Origin of the sequence: Alistipes shahii WAL 8301 (genome assembly GCF_025145845.1) — a bacterium.
Taxonomy (GTDB): Bacteria; Bacteroidota; Bacteroidia; order Bacteroidales; family Rikenellaceae; genus Alistipes; species Alistipes shahii.
Window position 1 is genome coordinate 2769384 of the sequence record NZ_CP102253.1, and the last position, 17483, is coordinate 2786866.

Consider the following 17483-nt stretch of genomic DNA (forward strand, 5'->3'; position numbering starts at 1 on the left):
TGCATGGGTCCAGACATCAAAGATAGGGGTATTCCTCAAGTTGAGCCGCTTGAAGATCAGGAGCTGCTGGCATATACTACGAGAAAAGAAGCAGAGTGAGATAATGCAAATACTCGGTCAAAGCACGGGTAACATTACCAGCCAGAGAACATATATACACAGGGAACTCGGGGCTGACAGCCTCCGACAACCTATACCTTTGTCTGCGGGAGTAGATGAAGCCCGAGGCAAAGCCTGAAGAGGCAGAAATGGAGGTGCTGAAATTGAAGTTAAAATCGAAAACGAGAATCGGACTGCAGCAGAGGCGGAACGTAACTGAAAAAGATAAGGAGGAATCTTACGGGGGCCTTATCAAATTAGGCCGATATGCTCTACCGATACAGATAAATTGTAAATACCACCTGTTTTTATCCAGCACCTCATTTGCTTGGCCGACATAATAGTATGGCAAGTTGCACAGAACGATAAACTCGAATTCGGAAATTTATAGCATCTACAGGAATAACCCTATTGCTACATCTTATTTACATAACTCGTAAGAGAAACTATGAACACTCTATATACGGGGCACTGTACCGGAGCCGAGGTCAAAAAAAGCACAGGTTGCAGAATTGCCCGAGGCAAGGGTGTTCCATACCGGATCGGTGATCGAATTCTGAAACCGAAGACGGGAACACTTGCCGATCCAGAAATCGATAAAATGAATAAAGTTTCGGATTCTCATGAAGGGCCTGGTGTCAAATCGTTGGCGGAAGAGGTTATCGCCGTTTTATACGGACGGTTCCGGCAAGGTTCTCTGCGGGCCTAAAGAATCCGGAATTGGAGTTTGGACAACGGAAGTAAGGGCGAAATCTGTTATAGCGCAAGAAAAGGGTAAACCGGTTCCTGCTCGATGGAAGCGCTGCCGACCTCTGTCCGATCTGGGTCTTGTCTTTCAGCGAGTTCCAACGTTACAAGCCTTCGCAAAGTCCACATCTTTTTCTTAGGGAAAACGCTAAAAAGTTTACCGTAAGTGGTTTATTCCCTATTTTTTGCCTATCTTTAACGTCGGTATGAAATTTCTAAATGAAACCATATTATAACCAAAGCCGATAGCGTATCCGGGATCGCCTTACGACACACTATGCAGGCGCAAGCCGAAAGGCAAAGAACAACCATCTTAAATATTTTATAGAATCATGAAAATTGCAATTCCTACAAGAGACTGTCGCATCGACGACCACTTCGGCCATTGCGACCATTACACGATCTATACGATAGAAAACAAAACCATTGCAGCACGCGAAGAGCTGCCCTCGCCGCAGGGGTGCGGTTGCAAGTCGGGCATCGCTGCCGACCTGCAGCGCCTCGGCGTTACGGCGATGTTGGCGGGCAATATGGGCGAAGGGGCCAAAAACAAACTCGAAGCCCACGGCATCACGGTCGTGCGAGGTTGCAGCGGCGACATCGAGACCGTAGTCAAAAGCTACCTCGCAGGATTCATTCTCGATTCGGGCAAGAGGTGCGCCGGACACGACGGAGCGCACCGATGTGACGGGCACGGACACGAACATACGCACGAGTGCGGACATTAAGTTCCGGAAGCATGAAAAACAGGCTGAGAACGAATATCCTGATCGACGCCGGACTGCTGGTCGGCATGGCGGCGGTCAGCATCAGCGGCTTCGTGATGAACGTCATCCTGCCTTCGCGCCACGCCATTCGCCATGCCGGAGCCCGTGCCCATGCATCGCAGCTCCTGGGCATGGGGCGGCACGACTGGGGAACGATACATACCTGGGTGGGCGTGGCATTGCTGCTACTGTTGATCTTGCACGTCGCGTTCCACTGGAAAACGATTGACGCCTTCTTCCACAAGAACCTCCCGAACAGAGGCGTGCGAACCGCGGTCGTCGGACTGTTGACCCTCTTTGCACTCATGGCGATACTGCCATGAATCTATGCATTGTAGGCGGGCGCATGGGAAAGGCGGAGCAGAGCGAAACATGAACGGATAGGCCCCTGAAAGTCGGAGATGATTTTCGGGGGCTTGCTTATATCCAGGGCTTCTGGACAAGGGACACTATACAGAGGTAGCCGGCCGTGCCGTTCGTCCATTAAACCGTTCACGCCGACGTCGTCGGCATTCCAGAATTACCGGATTTTTCGCCGACCACCTTTTCTGCGCCGGAATTTCCGGCTGAAATATGAACGGGATGGCCCTGGCCTTGACTCGTACGGTTTTATTGAGTACCTTTGTGAATTCCAAAATTTTCAGATCGTGCACTTAAAAATCGAACCGAAAAAGGTGGTCGATGCTTACAGTACGCCGATCGTCCAGCAGACATCGTTCTGGTCGAAAGTGAAGGAGCGGTTGGGAATGGATTCCCGGGCATTTGATTTTTCGGTCCGCAACAGCGAAATTTACACCAATGTAGGCGGCTATGCACATACGCAGGGCGACTTCATCACATTCTTTCAATACCTGAACACCGAGGATTACATCGCCTATTTCCCTTACGGTCCAGAGATCGAGCCTTCGGAAGAGAACCACGGCCGTTTTCTGGAAGAGTTGTCCGAATCGCTGCGTTCGTACCTTCCGAAGCACTGCGTGGCCCTGCGCTATGATCTGAACTGGGAATCGCACTGGTGCAAGACTGAAAATTTCGATACGAAGGGCAACTGGCTCGGACTGCCAGATAAGGAGTTTCAGGAGTTTAAGCTCAATTACGGCACTGCGGAGTGGAATCTGCGTAAAGCCAATACCAACATTCTGCCGGCCAACACAATCGTCGTGGACCTGACGCCCGATGAAGCGACTATTCTCGACCGCATGAAACCCAAGACGCGCTACAACATCCGTCTGGCCCGGCGCAAGGGAGTCAATGTGCGTGCGGTCGGCATCGAAGGACTGGATGTCTGGTACGAACTTTATATGGAAACCGCCTTGCGAAACGGACTTTACATCAACGGCAAGAGCTATTTCCGTTCGGTATTCGCCTCGAAGATGGAGTGTCCGGACAAGGCGGTGCAGGTGACATTGTTGGTCGCCTGTTTCGACGACACACCGCTGGCGGCGATGTTCCTCATCCTTTCGGCCCACCGGGCGACCTACCTCTACGGAGCCTCTTCCTCACGGATGCGCAACCTGATGCCGACCTATGCCCTGCAATGGCGGGCTATGCAGATCGCCAAGGAGAACTGTTGCAGCGAGTACGATATGTTCGGCATCGCCCCGTGTCCGGATCCGTCACACCCGATGTATGGCCTTTACAAGTTCAAGCAGGGATTCGGCGGCGATGTGTACCATCAGCTCGGATGCTGGGACTATCCGCTCGAAAAGGAGAAGTATGACTATTTCTGCGCCTGCGAGATGAACATGCAAGGCTATTACCGGAACTGAAATACGAAGGTAGGACCTGTTTTCATGGAGCATCCATTCGAAAAGGTTGAACAATGCCGCAGGTTGTCTTTGCCCTTACCCCCCCCCGTCGGTGAACACTAGCTGGCGGGAGATGGCTGACTATTAAAAATACGATAACAGATGAATATGACTTTGGAAGTAACGCTTCGACTTTTCGTCGCTCTGTTGCTGGGCGGAATCGTCGGAATAGAACGGGAATTCCGTTCCAAAGATGCGGGGTTCCGCACGCATTTTCTCGTCGCGCTGGGCAGTGCCCTCTTCTGCGTCGTTTCGCAGTACGGATTTGGCATAGATCTGAAAGATTCGTCGCGGGTGGCCGCGCAGGTTGTCTCGGGAATCGGATTCCTCGGCGCTGGAACCATCATCTTTCAGAAAAATATGGTACGCGGACTTACGACAGCAGCAGGACTGTGGGTAACGGCGGCTATCGGACTGGCTTGCGGTACGGGAATGTATGCTGCGGCCGCGATCGCTACGGTGATGATACTGCTGGGACTGGAGGTGCTCAACGCCTTGATCCCACAGGTGGGAACGACGACCGTGAGCCTGACTTTCTCGGCTACGTCGAAAGAGAGCGTCAAAAGAGTGGTCGATCAGATCAAGGACGACTGTATCGAGCTGTATTCCTACGAACTGAAGGATCGTCGTACCTCGCAGGGCGAAATCTTCGAAGCTCGGCTGGAGATGAAAGTGAAACGCGGCAACCACAACGAGCGACTCATCGGTTATATGGATGAATTCGACGACGTTATGATTTCGAGTATCGAATAATATTTACGGGTTCAGACGCGACCGGATTATCTTTTCACCCGCACCTCGTACAGGTCGCTGCGACGGTCCTTGAGGTTGCGGACGCTGCCGTAGGTGTGCAACTCGTTCAACAGGTTCAGGTTAATGTCCGAAATAAGGATCATCTCCGTATTGGGCGTCGCCTCCGCACGCCGTCCGTCCGTCGGAAAAGCGAAATCGCAGGGCGTGAAAACTCCGGAGCGCGCATACTGAATGTCCATGTTGTGCACCTTGGGCAGGTTGCCCACACTGCCTGCGATCACCACGAAACATTCGTTCTCGATGGCGCGGGCATGGGCGCAGACTTGCACGCGCGAATAGGCATTCTGCGTATCCGTGAGGAACGGCACGAAGAGAATCTGCATCCCCTCGGAGGCCATAATGCGTGAAAGTTCCGGAAACTCAACGTCGTAGCAGATCAATACGCCGATCTTCGCGCAGTCCGTCTCGAACGTGCGGATCGTCTTGCCGCCGCTCAATCCCCAGCACTTCATCTCGTCGGGCGTAACGTGCAATTTTTCATACATTTCGTAAGTTCCGTCACGGCGGCAGAGGAACCCCACGTTGTAAAGCTGCCCGTCGTCTTTGATCTGGGGCATGCTGCCCGTGATGATATTGATGTTGAACTTAATGGCCAATGCGATAAACCGGTCCCGGATTTCATCCGTATATTGCGCCAGCCCGCGAATGGCCTCCGATTCGCTGACATCGTTGAACCGCGCCATAAGCGGAGCGTTGAAATATTCGGGAAAAAGAACGAAATCACTCTGATAGCCGCTCACGGAATCGACGAAAAACTCCACCTGTTCGAACAGGTCGTCAAGGGTCTTGTAGCTGCGCATTTGCCACTGTACGATGCCTACGCGCACCGTGGTTTTGGGCAGGATGTACTCCTCGGTCGGAGCCTGATAATAGATGTTGTCCCACTGAAGCAGGCAGGCGTAGTGGCGCGACTCCTCGTCGTTGGGCAGATAGTTGCGCATTACTTTACGGACATGGAAATCGTTCGAGAGCTGGAACAACAGCACAGGATCGACAATTTCACGTTGGCGCACTTTGTCTATATATTCCTTGGGGCGCATCTGTTCCGCATACTTATGGTAGTTGGGCAGACGGCCCCCGAACATGATGGCTTTCAGGTTGAGTTTTTCGCACAGTTCCTTGCGGTATTCGTACATGCGCCGCGCCAGACGCAGTCCCCGGTAGTCGGGATGGATGAAGACCTCGATGCCGTAGAGGATGTTACCCTTGCGGGTGTGGGTGTCGAATGTTTCATTCCCCGTAACCTGGGCGTAGGTGTGGTCGTTCTTCACGTCATCGTAATTCACAATGATCGAAAGCGCGCAGCCTACGATCTTGCCGTCCACGACTACGACGATCTGCCCCTCCGGGAAGATGCGAATCAGTTTGTCGATTTGCTTCGGCGTCCAAAAAACGTCGCTTCCATCGGCATAGACGCGGGTAAAGGAACTGGCCAGTTGGTCGTAATCCTCTTTCTGAAGATTGCGAATTTCTACTTTATTGATTTCTAACGTTTCCATAAACACATGGGTTGAAAAAACGTACAAAGATACTCTTTAACTTCCGAAAACGCCAGAGAGAGGAAAATATAAGAAGAGCGGCACTCGAAATTCACACCGCTCTCCTCTCTGCCGGTGCCGCAGACTTTATCACCCCGAATTAAGAATCGTAAGTTGCGGAAACGGGAACGAAATACCCTCCTCGTTGAAGGTGGCGTAAATTGTAAGTTTCTTCATGGTTAGTATATGGAATTCAGCAGGTCCGTTTTCCCGTCGTTTACGAGTTTGAGGATCAGCTCCCCGAAGAGGGTGTTCTGCCAGGCGAACCACGCGCGGGTGAAATCCGCGGCATCGTGGCGCGAAAAACTTTCGTGCATGAATCCCGTTCCGGCGTCGGTGGTGATCAGCTGGCAGATGCAGTCGCGGATCTCTTCGTCGTCGGTCGCCGTGAAGGCCCGCATCATAATGCTCATGGGCCAGATCATCTCCACGCCGATATGGGGTCCTCCGATACCCTCTCCGGCAGCTCCGCGCCAGAAATAGGGATTTTCCGTGCTCCACACGAACCGGCGCGTGTTTTCGTAAATCGGGTCCGTGCGCTCCACGTCGCCCAGATAGGGCATTGCCAGCAGCGACGGCACATTGGCATCGTCCATTAGGAAGCAGCCTCCGAATCCGTCCACCTCGAAGGCGTAGATCTTCCCGAACTCCGGATGCTCGACCACCGCGTATTTCTGCAATGCCTCTTCCACCTCTCCGGCCAGCGCCGTGCACTCCGCGGCCAGCTCCCGCTCGCCGTTCACCGCCGTCAGGATCTCGGCGGCCTTGCGCAGCGACGTGACGGTCATGAAATTCGACGGGATGAGGAACCCGAAGGTCGTGGCGTCGTCCGAAGGACGGAACGCCGAGACGATCAGCCCCACGGGTTTCACGGGGTTGCCGCGCCCCACATGGCAGCGGGTATCCAGCTGGCGGTCGGTCGTGCGCAGGAAGATGTAATCGCCCGGCCCCTCCTTCATCTGCTGTTCGCGCAGCGTCTTCACGATGTTGCGCATCGCCGAGGTCCACTCCCCGTCGAAGACCGACGTGTCGCCCGTGGTTTTCCAGTAATGGTGCGCAAGGCGCAGAGGATAGCAATGGGAATCGATCTCCCATTTGCGCTCGAAAACCCAGGGACTTTGATCGTTGCCCGGATAGCCGACATCCTCGCCGTCACCCGTAGGGCCGACGTTGAAGGCATTAGCGTAAGGATCGATATTGATGAGTTTGAATTGCCGCCGGATCACCCCCGCGATCATCTTCTGCAACGCCGGGTCCTCCTTACACAACTGCACGTAGGGCCACACCTGCGCCCCCGAGTCGCGGAGCCACATGGCCGGAATGTCGCCCGTGTAGACGTAGGTATCGGGATTGCCCGCCTCGTCCTCGCCGTAGTGTACGGTGGTGTCGAGCGTGTTGGGGAAGCAGTTGGCGAACATCCACCGCAGGCGTTCGTTGGTCAGAAGACCGCACACGCGGGCGATCTCCCCCTCTACCGCTTCCGACTTAAAAAGCCGCTGCTCCTCCGCGGGCCGCTGGTCGGCGTACGCCTCCGGTTCGTCCGGACAGTACCACACCTTCTCTTCGGCCCCCATCTCGAAGCGCAGCTCCCCGCCCTTCATCACGTCGGCATGACCGATCCAGGGCTTCGTGTAGGGTTGGCCGTTGAGCCAAACACGCTGGATATATTTGTTCGCAGCGGAGTTGTTCTCGGCGACAATCGTGAAGGTCCCGCCCGGGACGGTGATTTCGACCCTGTCGAACAGGGGCGATCCGAACCAGTAGCGTCCGCCCGCAGGCTCGGCTTCGTACATGCCCAGCGACGAGAGGACGTACCACGCCGACATCTGACCCACATCCTCGTTGCCCGACAATCCGTCCGGCCGGTCGTGGTAGAGCGTCGTGAGCACCTCGCGGACCTTGTCGGCCGTTTTCCACGGCTGGCCCAGCATCGTGTAGAGGTAGAGGATATGGTGGCTCGGTTCGTTGCCGTGGGCGTACTGGCCGATCAGTCCCGAGATGTCGGGCGAGGTCTCGCCGCCTTCGATGACCGAACTTACCGTAAACAGCGAATCGAGTTTTTCAATCATCTTCGCACGCGAGCCGAACAGCCCTTCGAGGCCCTTGACATCGTGCGGAGCCAGCCAGGTGTACTGCCAGGCGTTGCCCTCGCAGTAGTCGTCGGCGCGGTGCGTCGAGGCGAACGCATTGAAGGGAGTGCGCCAGCCCTTCCGCGAATCCCGGCCCCGCATAAAGCGCGTCGCAGGGTCGAAATAGTTGCGGTAGCTATGGCTGCGCTCCTCGAAATACTTCGCATCCTCCGCCTTGCCCAGCGCTTCGGCGGCACGCGCCGCCGCGCCGTCGGCCAAAGCGTACTCCATGTCATAGGCCACGGCCTCGTTGAACATCTCGCACGGGATGTAGCCGTACTCCATGCGCAGGCCGTTGCCCCGGTCGGGGTTCATGGCCGTCTTACGGATCGCCTCGAAGGCCTTTTCGCGGTCGAAGCCCCCGATGCCCTTCACGATGGCGTCCGCCACCGCTACGATGCCCGGGTTGCCCACCATGCAGTCGGTCTCATTACCCCACAGGTGCCATACCGGGAGCCGTCCCTGCTCGTCGGCGATGTGCAGCATCGTCTGGATGATGTCGGGCATCCGCTCCGGGTGCAGGACGGTCATCAGCGGCATCGCGGCCCGGTAAGTGTCCCACAGCGAAAAGGTCGTATAGGTATCGCGCCCCGGATTCTCATGCACCTTGCCGTCGGCTCCGCGGTAATCGCCGTTCACATCGCAGAAGAGCGACGGAGCCACCATCGTATGATACAGCGCCGTATAGAAGATGCGCTTCGACGTTTCATCCTCCGTCTCGATCTTCACCTTCGACAGTTCATCGTTCCACGCCTTGTCGGCAGCGGCCGCCGTAGCGTCGAAATCCCATCCGGGGAGTTCCGCCGCAAGGTTCGCTTTCGCACCCTCGACGCTTACGGGCGATAAAGCGACTTTCAGCGACACTTGTTCCCCGTCGGTTGTACGGAACGAAGCCCGGGCGTAGTTATCGCCGATGGTTTCGAATTTTTCGAAGGGTTTCGAGAACTCCGCGACGAAGTAGACCCGCTGGTCTTTGGCCCAGCCCGTCGAGTGACGCCAGCCCGTCACCGTCCGGTCGCCCTCCTTTGCGAGATGCGTCTCCGTGGCCTTGTCCCAGCAGCCGCCGTTTTCCAGGTCGAAGACCACGGCTGCCTTTTCAGACGCCGGGAAGGTGTAGCGGTGCAGACCCACGCGCGCCGTGGCCGTCAGCTCGGCCCGGATGCCATAGCGCGTCAGCGGCACCGAATAGTAGCCCGGCCGGGCAATTTCTTGGGTCCGGTCGGCATAGGACCACAGTCCCGACGCAGGGTCTGCCTCCTCACCCCGGGCGTAGGTCACATCGCCCGTGACGGGCATGACCGTCACGTCGAACAAATCGCCGATGCCCGTGCCGCTCAAATGCGTGTGCGAGAAGCCGATCACCGTCGAATCGCTCGCATGGTAGCCCGAGCACCAGTCCCACGTCTGCGGAATGCTCGTCGGACCCACCTGCACCAGGCCGAAGGGGACGTTGGCTCCCACGAAGACGTGCCCGTGGCCGCCTGTGCCGATCTTCGGATCGACATGGCGCGTGTAATTCTCCTCCGCGGCAGGCTGCGTGCAGCTGCCCAGCAGGGCCGCGGCGAATAAGAATCCCGTAAGTTTCATCTATCTCTTGTTTTTAAGTTCGAAAGTAAGTTTTCCGCCCTTGAGCAATTCATCGTGCAAGATACGATAATTTTTCAACGGTTTATCGCCCAGCGTCATCCGGTCGATATAGCCCTCGCCGTGTTTTTCGATCACCAGCGTTCCCCGCTCCGTGTCGATTTCGGCCCGGTCGAATGTCGGGGACGTCAGTGTATAGTATGGTTCGCCCGGGCAGTCGGGATAGAGTCCCAGCATCGTGAAGACAGCCCACGCAGACATCGTCCCCGTGTCGTCGTTGCCCGGGATGCCGTCGGGGGCGGTGGTAAAGTATCGCTCCAACAGCCGCCGGGTTTCCCGCTGCGTGCGCCACTCCTCGCCCCGGAAGCGGCTGAAAAGATACGCATAGGCGATGTCGGGTTCGTTCGCAGGGTCGTACAATCCCTCGTCGAAGACCATTTGCAGTTTGTCGATGAATTTGCGTCGTCCGCCCATCAGCTTCGCAAGCCCCTCCACGTCGTGCGGAACGTAGAACGTATAGTTCCACGCACTCCCCTCGTGGAAGCCCGGAGCCGCCGTGAAGTTCTCGCCCGCCTTCGGGTCGAAGGGGCTTAAAAAAGTTCCGTCGGGATGGAGCGGACGCAAAGTCCCGCTTTCCGGGCTGTAATAGCGTTTGTAGCCCAACGAGCGGGCGCGGAACAGACGCGCGTCGTCCCCCTGTCCGAGCGAGTCGGCCAGCAGCGACAGCGCAGCGTCGGCCATGTAGTACTCCAGCGCGTGCGAGACGGAGGTGTCGCCCGCAAGGTCCTTGGCATAGAATCCCAGCGGGATATAGCCTTTTTCGATATAGGGGTCGATGTCGGGCCGCATGCGGTTCTGCGCACCGGGCGTCGTGGCCGACTTGCGCATCGCCTCGTAGGCCTTGGCGACATCGAAATCCCGAAGGCCCTTCATCCAGCTGTCGACGATCACCGGGATCGCAGGGTCTCCCTCCATCGTGAAGGTCTCGCGGCCGTAAAGCTCCCATTTCGGAAGCCAACCCCACTCCTCGTACATCCCCGTCATCGAGCGCAGCATCTCCCGCTGACGATCCGGGTAGACAAGCGTCAGCAGCTGGTGCAGGTTGCGGCAGGTGTCCCACAGCGAGAAGACCGTATAACGTTCGCCATCCGTCACGCCCGTCTCGCCCGAACGCTCCATCAGCGGGTATTCGCCGTTCACGTCGCTCACGAGGTTCGGGTGCAGCAGCGCATGGTACAACGCCGTGTAGAACACCCTCTGCTGCTGCTCGGCGCCGCCCTCGACCCGGATTCTGCCCAGAGCCTCGTTCCAGCCCTTGCGGGCCTGTTCCCGGATGGCGTCGAACGGTGCGTCCGCGGCCTGCTCGGCATCGAGGTTTTTGCGCGCGTTCTCCGTAGAGACATACGAGATGCCCATGCGCACCTCCACCTGCTCGCCCGCCGCAAGGCCGTCGAAGGAGAACCAGTAGCCCACGTCGTCGCCCGAAAGCTCGCGCCCGTACTCCGTATAGAGTTTATACCTCCCGTTGTCCGGCGTCCACTCGGCCTCCACGCCCGTCATCTTCCGTTGCTTCTTCCAATAGCCGCCGGCACTCGGAGTCTTCGAAACGCGCAGCACGAAGTACACCGGGAAAACCTTCTGCGCATTGTAGCAGAACGTCCCCAGCAGCTTCGTGCCCTCGATCTCCGTGGCGCTCACCCGGCGAACCATCGCACCGCTCTCGTTCGTAAGCCCCTCGCCCAGATTTAACAGAATATGCCCTGTGCCTTCCGGAAAGGTGTACCTCTCGGCCGAGGTACGCGCCGTGGCCGTGGCTTCGGCAAGGACGCCGTACTTGTCCAGAAAGACCGAGTAATAGCCCGGAGAGGCCTTTTCGTCCCTGTACGACGTGCCGTACTCCCGGTAATCCACCGTCAGAGGGCCCGTCGTGGCCATCGTCAGCAGCGCGCCCAGCTCGGGGCACCCCACGCCGCTCAAGGCGCCGTGCGCGAAGCCCGTGAAGAATTTGTTGTGGTATTCGTAGGGCGTGGACCACCAGCGGGCGTCCTTGTCGTAGACGTTCTCCTCCGACCCCATGACGTTGAACGGAACCACCGACATCATCCCGTGCGGCGTGACCGCCCCGGGGTTCGCGGTCCCGAAGTTCGTAGTCCCGATGAACGGGTCGACCCGGTCGGCAGGGGTCTGCGCAGAAGCCGCAGCACCGAAAACGGCTGCGGCGAGCGCCAGGGTAAGCAGCGTTCGTCGCAGTCGCATCAGAGGATCGAGTTTTGCTTCGTGAAGTCGATGATTTCGGGGATATAGCCGAACGCAAGGCCCGTAACCGTGTCGGCGCATCCGTAGTAGACGGCCACGCGCCCCGTCGCGGGGTCGTGCAGCGCAGCGCACGGGAACGTCACGTTCGGAACGTCGCCCATGCATTCGTACGTTTCGCGAGGGGAGATCAGGTAGGGACCGCTGCGGGCCGTGACCTTCCAAGGCTCCTCCAAATCCAGCAGCGCCGAACCGAACGCATAGACATAACCGTTGCACGAGCGCAGCACCCCGTGGTAGAGCAGCAGCCAGCCCTCGCTCGTCTCGATGGGCACGGGACCCGCACCGATCTTCATGCACTGCCATGCCGACACCTCGAAAGCCGCCGGAGACATCACATGCCGGTGGCGGCCCCAGAACTCCATGTCGGGACTCTCCGAATAGAAGATGTCGCCGAAAGCCGTATGCCCGTTGTCGCTCGGACGCGACAGCATGGCGAAACGGCCGTTGATCTTGCGGGGGAACAGCACGCCGTTGCGGTTGAAGGGGATGAAGGCGTTTTCCAGCTGGTGGAACGTCTCAAAATCGTCCGTCCATGCAATGCCGATCGTCGGCCCGTGGTAGCCGTTGCACCACGTAACGTAGTATTTGTCGCCGATCTTCGCAACGCGAGGGTCGTAGCCGTAGACCCACTGGCCGATCTCGGCGTCCGCACCCTCCAGCCGGAAGTCGGACTCCTCGATCTCCCACCGAAGGCCGTCGACCGAAAAGCCCACGTGGATGCGCATCCGGCGGTTCGTGTCGTCGCACCGGAAAACGCCCGCATAGTTATATTTTCCTTTTTTGAAGGGAACGACCGCCGAGTTGAAGATCGAATTCGACGTCGAAAGCGCATGACGCCCGATGATCGGGTTCTGCGTGTAACGCCACATCACCTCTTTGGAGCCGGCGGGACGATCCTCCCACGGCATATCGGGCTGATTCGAGCCCGCAATTTTCAGTGTATCCATATAAATTATTTGTCGTTTGGTTTGTCGTCATAGGTAAAGGGAACCAGCCGGGTGATCACAAAAGCCGGAATGGTGGCGAGCATCACCGCGAGGAAGAAGATCCGGTAGCTCATCAGATCGCTCAAAAAGCCCGAAGCCATGCCCGTGAGCATCACCGAGAGGTTCATAATACCCGAAGCGAAAGCGTAGTGCGCCATCTGGTGACGCCCCGGAGCGACCTGCTGCATCATAAACAGCGTCAGGCCCACGAAGCCGAAGCCGTAGCCGAAGTACTCCACGACGATGCCCCCGCCGACGAGCCACATGCTCGAAGGCTGGAACCATGCAAGCAAGGCGTAGACCCCGAACGGCAGGTTGAAGATACAGCACAGTGTGAAAAGAGTGCGCCGCAGACCTCGTCGGGCGATGTAGTAGCCCGCCAAAAGCGAGCCCAGCAGAAACGCCCCCGCGCCGAAAGTCCCGTAGTAAAGGCCGATCTGCTGGTTCGTAAGACCCAAGCCCCCGGATGCGGTATCCGCTTTGAGGAACAGCGGAACGATCTTCATCACGAAGCCCTCGCCCAACCGGTACAGGATGATGAAGGCGATATAGTACCAGATATGCCGTTTGGTGAAGAACGCCGCGATAACCTCTTTCAGGCCCGAAAGGCCATCCCGCAGCGAGCGGCCTTCTGAAGCCGAACCGCCTGAAGGAAGCGCGCGGAGATGGTAAAGGCCCAAAGCGACGAGCGTGACGCACAGGAGCAGCAAAACGACCGTCCACGAACGGACATAAGCGTCGAACGATGCGGTCCCCGAGGTGCTGAAACCCTCGTAAAGCCACCCCGCAAGCCACACCAGACCGCCCGTGGCGACCAGTTTCGCAAGGTTGTAGAACGCCCCCTGCCAGCCGATGTATTTCGCCTGGGACGCAGGCGATAGCTCCGACATGTAGACTCCGTCGGCCGCGATGTCGTGCGTCGCCCCGCTGAAGGCAACGACCGCAAAGACAGCAACACTGACCGAGAAGAACAGCGGAAGCTGAAGCGACAGGGCCGCGACGCCGAACAGAACGCCGCTCAACAACTGGCTCCCCACGACCCAGAACTTCTTCGTCCGGTAAAGCTCCAAAAAAGGGCTCCACAGAAACTTGATCGTCCATGGCCACATGATCAGAGAGGTCCAGAACGCGATCTGAGCATCCGAGATCCCCAGGTCCTTGTACAGAACCGCAGAAACCATGTTCAGAACCACAAACGGTAGCCCCATCGCAAAGTACAAACTCGGAACCCACCGAAGGGGTGAACGCGAAGAAAGATTCATTTCTGTAGGATCAACGTATTACTCCACAATTATCTCATCGGTGAAAATCCATCCGCCAGGATGTCCGTTATGAAAGGCTTTCAGCCGAATATAACGTCCTTGGGATTCACCCGTCCAGCCAAACGTCCGGTAACAGTCCTGTCTGAAATCGAACGGCACGTCGTTCTCAACGGTCGCAAGCATCGTATACGCCTTATTATCGTTCGAAACAGAAATTTCAACCGCCCGAGGCATCCAAATATCAGCATAGAATCCCTGCATAAAGTCTGCGGCAATATGTTTCACTGAACAGCATTCCCCCAAATCAACCACCAGATCAATGTCTGTATCGAGCCAGCCTTGCCAGCGGCCGTCGCCGTAATTCCAGTCTCCGCGCAGCCCGTCGGTCAGCGAGCCATCGCCCACAGCCGCGTATTTCGGGCTGTAAGGCGTATGGTAAACAACCGGTTTGCCTGTCGAGAGGCACAGAACAGGTTCGATTGATTCGGGACGGTCCCCTACGGCATTCTTCTGATCGAAAGGATGATATCCCCTCTCTTGCATCCACGCCACGGCATCGAGTACGCGGGCATGAAAATCATCGTAATCCTTGCGTTCCGGAAGGCTCCACCCCACTTCGGCAATAGCCATCAAGCGCGGCCATATCATATGCTCGGCATGTTCCCCGGTCGGCACATGCTCGCACCACAAATTACCCTGCACACCAAGGATCATCGGCACTACATCGACGCCGAGCGAATCGGGAGCCGGATCCAGGGAATAAGCCTTTTCAAGCGTGACGAAAGCCGCAGCAGCCGGCGGTTCACGCGTAGGATCATCTTGGCAATAATCAAGGTAACAATAACTATTGGGAGTCATCACGGCCTGATGTCCCGCACGGGCGGCTGCAATACCGCCCTCGGAACCTCGCCACGACATCACCGTAGCGTCCGGAGCCAATCCGCCTTGCAGAATCTCGTCCCAGCCCAGCAAACGGCGTCCCTTACCGTTAAGAAACACCTCAACACGATGCACCAGATAGCTCTGCAATCCGTCAACATCTTCCAGTCCTTCCTGCCTCATCCGAGTCCGACAGCGCGGACATGTCGCCCAACTCGCCTTGTCCGCTTCATCTCCTCCAATATGGATATATTCCGAGGGAAAAAGTTCAATGACTTCCGAAAGCACATTCTTCAGAAATTCGAAGGTTTCTTCATTGCCAATACACAAGTCCTTATTGACATAAGGCTTGCCGCTGCAGGCAAGTTGCGGATAGGTTGCCAGCACCTCCTCGCTATGCCCGGGCATCTCAATCTCGGGAATCACGGTGATATGCAGGGCGCGAGCGTATTCAACCACCTCGCGGATCTCCTCCTGCATATAATAACCGCCTTCGGCCGCAGGATCATCCCGATGACAGTAACGCCGGTCGCCGTAATACCACTCCGTATAACAGGAATAGGGCCTCCAAGCCGCAAAATCCGTCAACTCGGGATATTTCTTGATCTCGATACGCCAGCCAGCACCGTCGGTCAGATGCCAATGAAACCGGTTGAGCTTGTAGCGGGCCAGCAGATCGAGTTGCCGTTTGACAAACTCCTTATCCCGGAAATGACGCGATACGTCGAGCATGAAGCCCCGGTAAGCGAAACGCGGAGCGTCTTCGATCGTAACGGCGGGAATACGTTGCCCCGTATGCTCTGCCAACTGCGCCAGCGACTGCAAACCGTAAAACAAACCGGCTGCATCAGGAGCCGTAATCGTCATGCTGTCGCGGACGACATCAAGCCGATAACTCTCGGGGGCACCTTTATCTGCAATCCGCAACCGCAGAGCCGGAATATCGCCTTCGAGGGCTTCGACAAAAGGAACGGGGAAAAACCGGCCTGCAACCGAACGCTCCATCCACGCTGCAAGATCGGCTTTTTCCTGCCCCTCAAGATCAGTGACATAAGTCAACGTCCGAGGCATACGGAATGTCCCTTCACCCCAATTCACATGCTGCGGAACGGGAATGATTCCCGTAGAAAAGGTCTCCGACGGCCGGCTGCATGCCCCGGCAAACAACACTGCGGCAAGAAACAGATATCGTAATTTCATAGTTTATTTTTTAATTAAAAAGCGGACGGCTTGCAGGCCGCCCGCTTCGATACATAGCACTGCATTTTTCCGTACAACGAGGTCCGTTGCTTAAAATAGGGATTCAAAAAACAGGACCATTTCGAAAAAATGTATGTCGCTTACCAATTGGTGTCAATAAAATCCGGATTTCTTCCTTCCCCGTAGGCATCATATCCGTGGCCCGTCTGATCGACAATCCGATTATAGAAAATGCGATTAAGAATCGGGTCTCTACGAGGCTCTTCAAGCACTTCGCATTCGTTCATCTTCCAATAGGCCAGCAAGCCGGGCGACTGCGGATCGACAACCACCAAATCCTTGTTGTTGGCGATTTCATTCGACGAGAGCGCCCGCGACCAGACACGTGCCTCGGCCAAATAACCGTTAAGCGGACGGTTATTGTTATAAACCGAAGCTGCACCCAAACTGAAGCCAATTCCAGTACGGCCCAATTTATGGTATCCAGCAAGGTTGACAGTTTCGCCCTTGTGCGTCTGCTCAGCAACAAACTTTCCGTCAATATAAACACGTAATGTAGAGCGCGACCACACGGCGGCCACGTGATACCACAGGTTCGGAGCACAAGGAGAATTGATAGCTGCCGGCTGATAATCACCCTTGCAGACCTGGAGCACGTCATAGCCGATCTTCACGTCGCCGAAACGCATACAAACATCACCCTCAAATCCCATAATCGACGAAATGTAGGGATCGCTCTTCGTGAATGAGTTGACCATAACACGGCACTCAAGCGTCACCTCCTGCATCGTTTCGAGATTCAATCCTTCAAATGAGGGATGCTCGGGGAAAGTCGGAACAAAGCACTTGTTGCCTGACCCAATATAGACCGCTTTACTCCTAACCGGTGCCCGGAATACAAGAAAAAGCTTACTCGACGATTCCAAGATCGACATGCCTCCGTCCGTAGAGGCGATCTTGACCGGCAGACAATAGAATGTTCCCGGTTTCAGTTCCTCGTTCACGACAACTTCGACACTTTCCGAAACATTTTTACCGGCAGCAATCACCACTTCTTTTTTCGCAAACGTAAAGTCTTCGAGTGCAACGGCAGTCCGTCCGTATCTGTCATTATAATCCGCAACCAGTTCCGGACATGCTTCAAACGACACATGCGTATCACGGTCGACAATCTGTGCCGCCGAAACTGTAAATTCGGCTTTTTCTCCAGCTTGGGAGATCGTAATGGTTTTAACCTCTTGCCGCTGTGCCTCGGTGATATAAATCGACGGTATGTATTCGGAAGCCTCCTGACACCCTGCAAGAGCAGCCATACCTGCGACAAAAACAATAAAATATTTCAGGTTCATAGTTTT

At 56.4% G+C, this 17483-nt stretch carries 12 protein-coding genes; 5 read left to right on the forward strand and 7 right to left on the reverse strand.

All coding sequences use genetic code 11. The annotated features are described in order from the left end of the window. Positions 1-547 precede the first annotated feature (547 nt). From NQ492_RS11610 to NQ492_RS11630, 5 genes are all read left to right on the forward strand, one after another. Positions 548-808, forward strand: coding sequence for a hypothetical protein (locus tag NQ492_RS11610; protein ID WP_147620965.1), 261 nt, complete (start codon positions 548-550; stop codon positions 806-808). Between the two features lie 370 nt (positions 809-1178). Next, a complete protein-coding gene (locus NQ492_RS11615; RefSeq protein ID WP_015547669.1) occupies positions 1179-1574 on the forward strand; it encodes a NifB/NifX family molybdenum-iron cluster-binding protein in 396 nt (131 codons plus the stop codon). A gap of 11 nt (positions 1575-1585) precedes the next feature. Then, the gene (locus tag NQ492_RS11620) at positions 1586-1936 is read left to right on the forward strand and encodes a DUF4405 domain-containing protein (RefSeq protein WP_015547670.1); all 351 of its coding nucleotides are present in this window, start codon (positions 1586-1588) and stop codon (positions 1934-1936) included. A gap of 324 nt (positions 1937-2260) precedes the next feature. Continuing rightward, positions 2261-3382: a lipid II:glycine glycyltransferase FemX gene (locus tag NQ492_RS11625; RefSeq protein ID WP_044054544.1), complete on the forward strand. Its 1122-nt coding sequence runs from the start codon at positions 2261-2263 to the stop codon at positions 3380-3382. A 141-nt stretch (positions 3383-3523) separates the two neighbouring features. Continuing rightward, positions 3524-4174, forward strand: coding sequence for an MgtC/SapB family protein (locus NQ492_RS11630; RefSeq protein WP_015547671.1), 651 nt, complete (start codon positions 3524-3526; stop codon positions 4172-4174). A 26-nt stretch (positions 4175-4200) separates the two neighbouring features. On the opposite strand, the gene NQ492_RS11635 is transcribed toward NQ492_RS11630, so the two are convergent. The 7 genes from NQ492_RS11635 to NQ492_RS11665 form a co-directional block, all read right to left on the reverse strand. Further along, complete coding sequence (locus tag NQ492_RS11635) at positions 4201-5733, reverse strand: bifunctional GNAT family N-acetyltransferase/carbon-nitrogen hydrolase family protein (protein ID WP_022061461.1); 1533 nt, start codon at positions 5731-5733, stop codon at positions 4201-4203. Positions 5734-5951: 218 nt separating this feature from the next. After that, entirely contained in the window at positions 5952-9488 is a 3537-nt protein-coding gene (locus NQ492_RS11640; protein ID WP_259872912.1) for a GH92 family glycosyl hydrolase, read from the reverse strand. Continuing rightward, positions 9489-11741, reverse strand: a complete 2253-nt coding sequence (locus NQ492_RS11645) for a GH92 family glycosyl hydrolase (RefSeq protein WP_259872913.1) — start codon at positions 11739-11741, stop codon at positions 9489-9491. Next, on the reverse strand, positions 11741-12748 hold the full coding sequence (locus tag NQ492_RS11650; RefSeq protein WP_259872914.1) for a glycoside hydrolase family 130 protein: 1008 nt from the start codon (positions 12746-12748) through the stop codon (positions 11741-11743). The genes NQ492_RS11645 and NQ492_RS11650 overlap by 1 nt, the downstream gene beginning before the upstream one ends. Before the next feature lie 5 nt (positions 12749-12753). Next, a complete protein-coding gene (locus NQ492_RS11655) occupies positions 12754-14049 on the reverse strand; it encodes an MFS transporter (protein WP_259872915.1) in 1296 nt (431 codons plus the stop codon). Between the two features lie 18 nt (positions 14050-14067). Beyond that, positions 14068-16128, reverse strand: coding sequence for a glycoside hydrolase family 20 protein (locus tag NQ492_RS11660; RefSeq protein ID WP_015546235.1), 2061 nt, complete (start codon positions 16126-16128; stop codon positions 14068-14070). A 140-nt stretch (positions 16129-16268) separates the two neighbouring features. Beyond that, a complete protein-coding gene (locus NQ492_RS11665) occupies positions 16269-17477 on the reverse strand; it encodes a DUF1735 and LamG domain-containing protein (protein ID WP_015546236.1) in 1209 nt (402 codons plus the stop codon). Positions 17478-17483 lie beyond the last annotated feature (6 nt).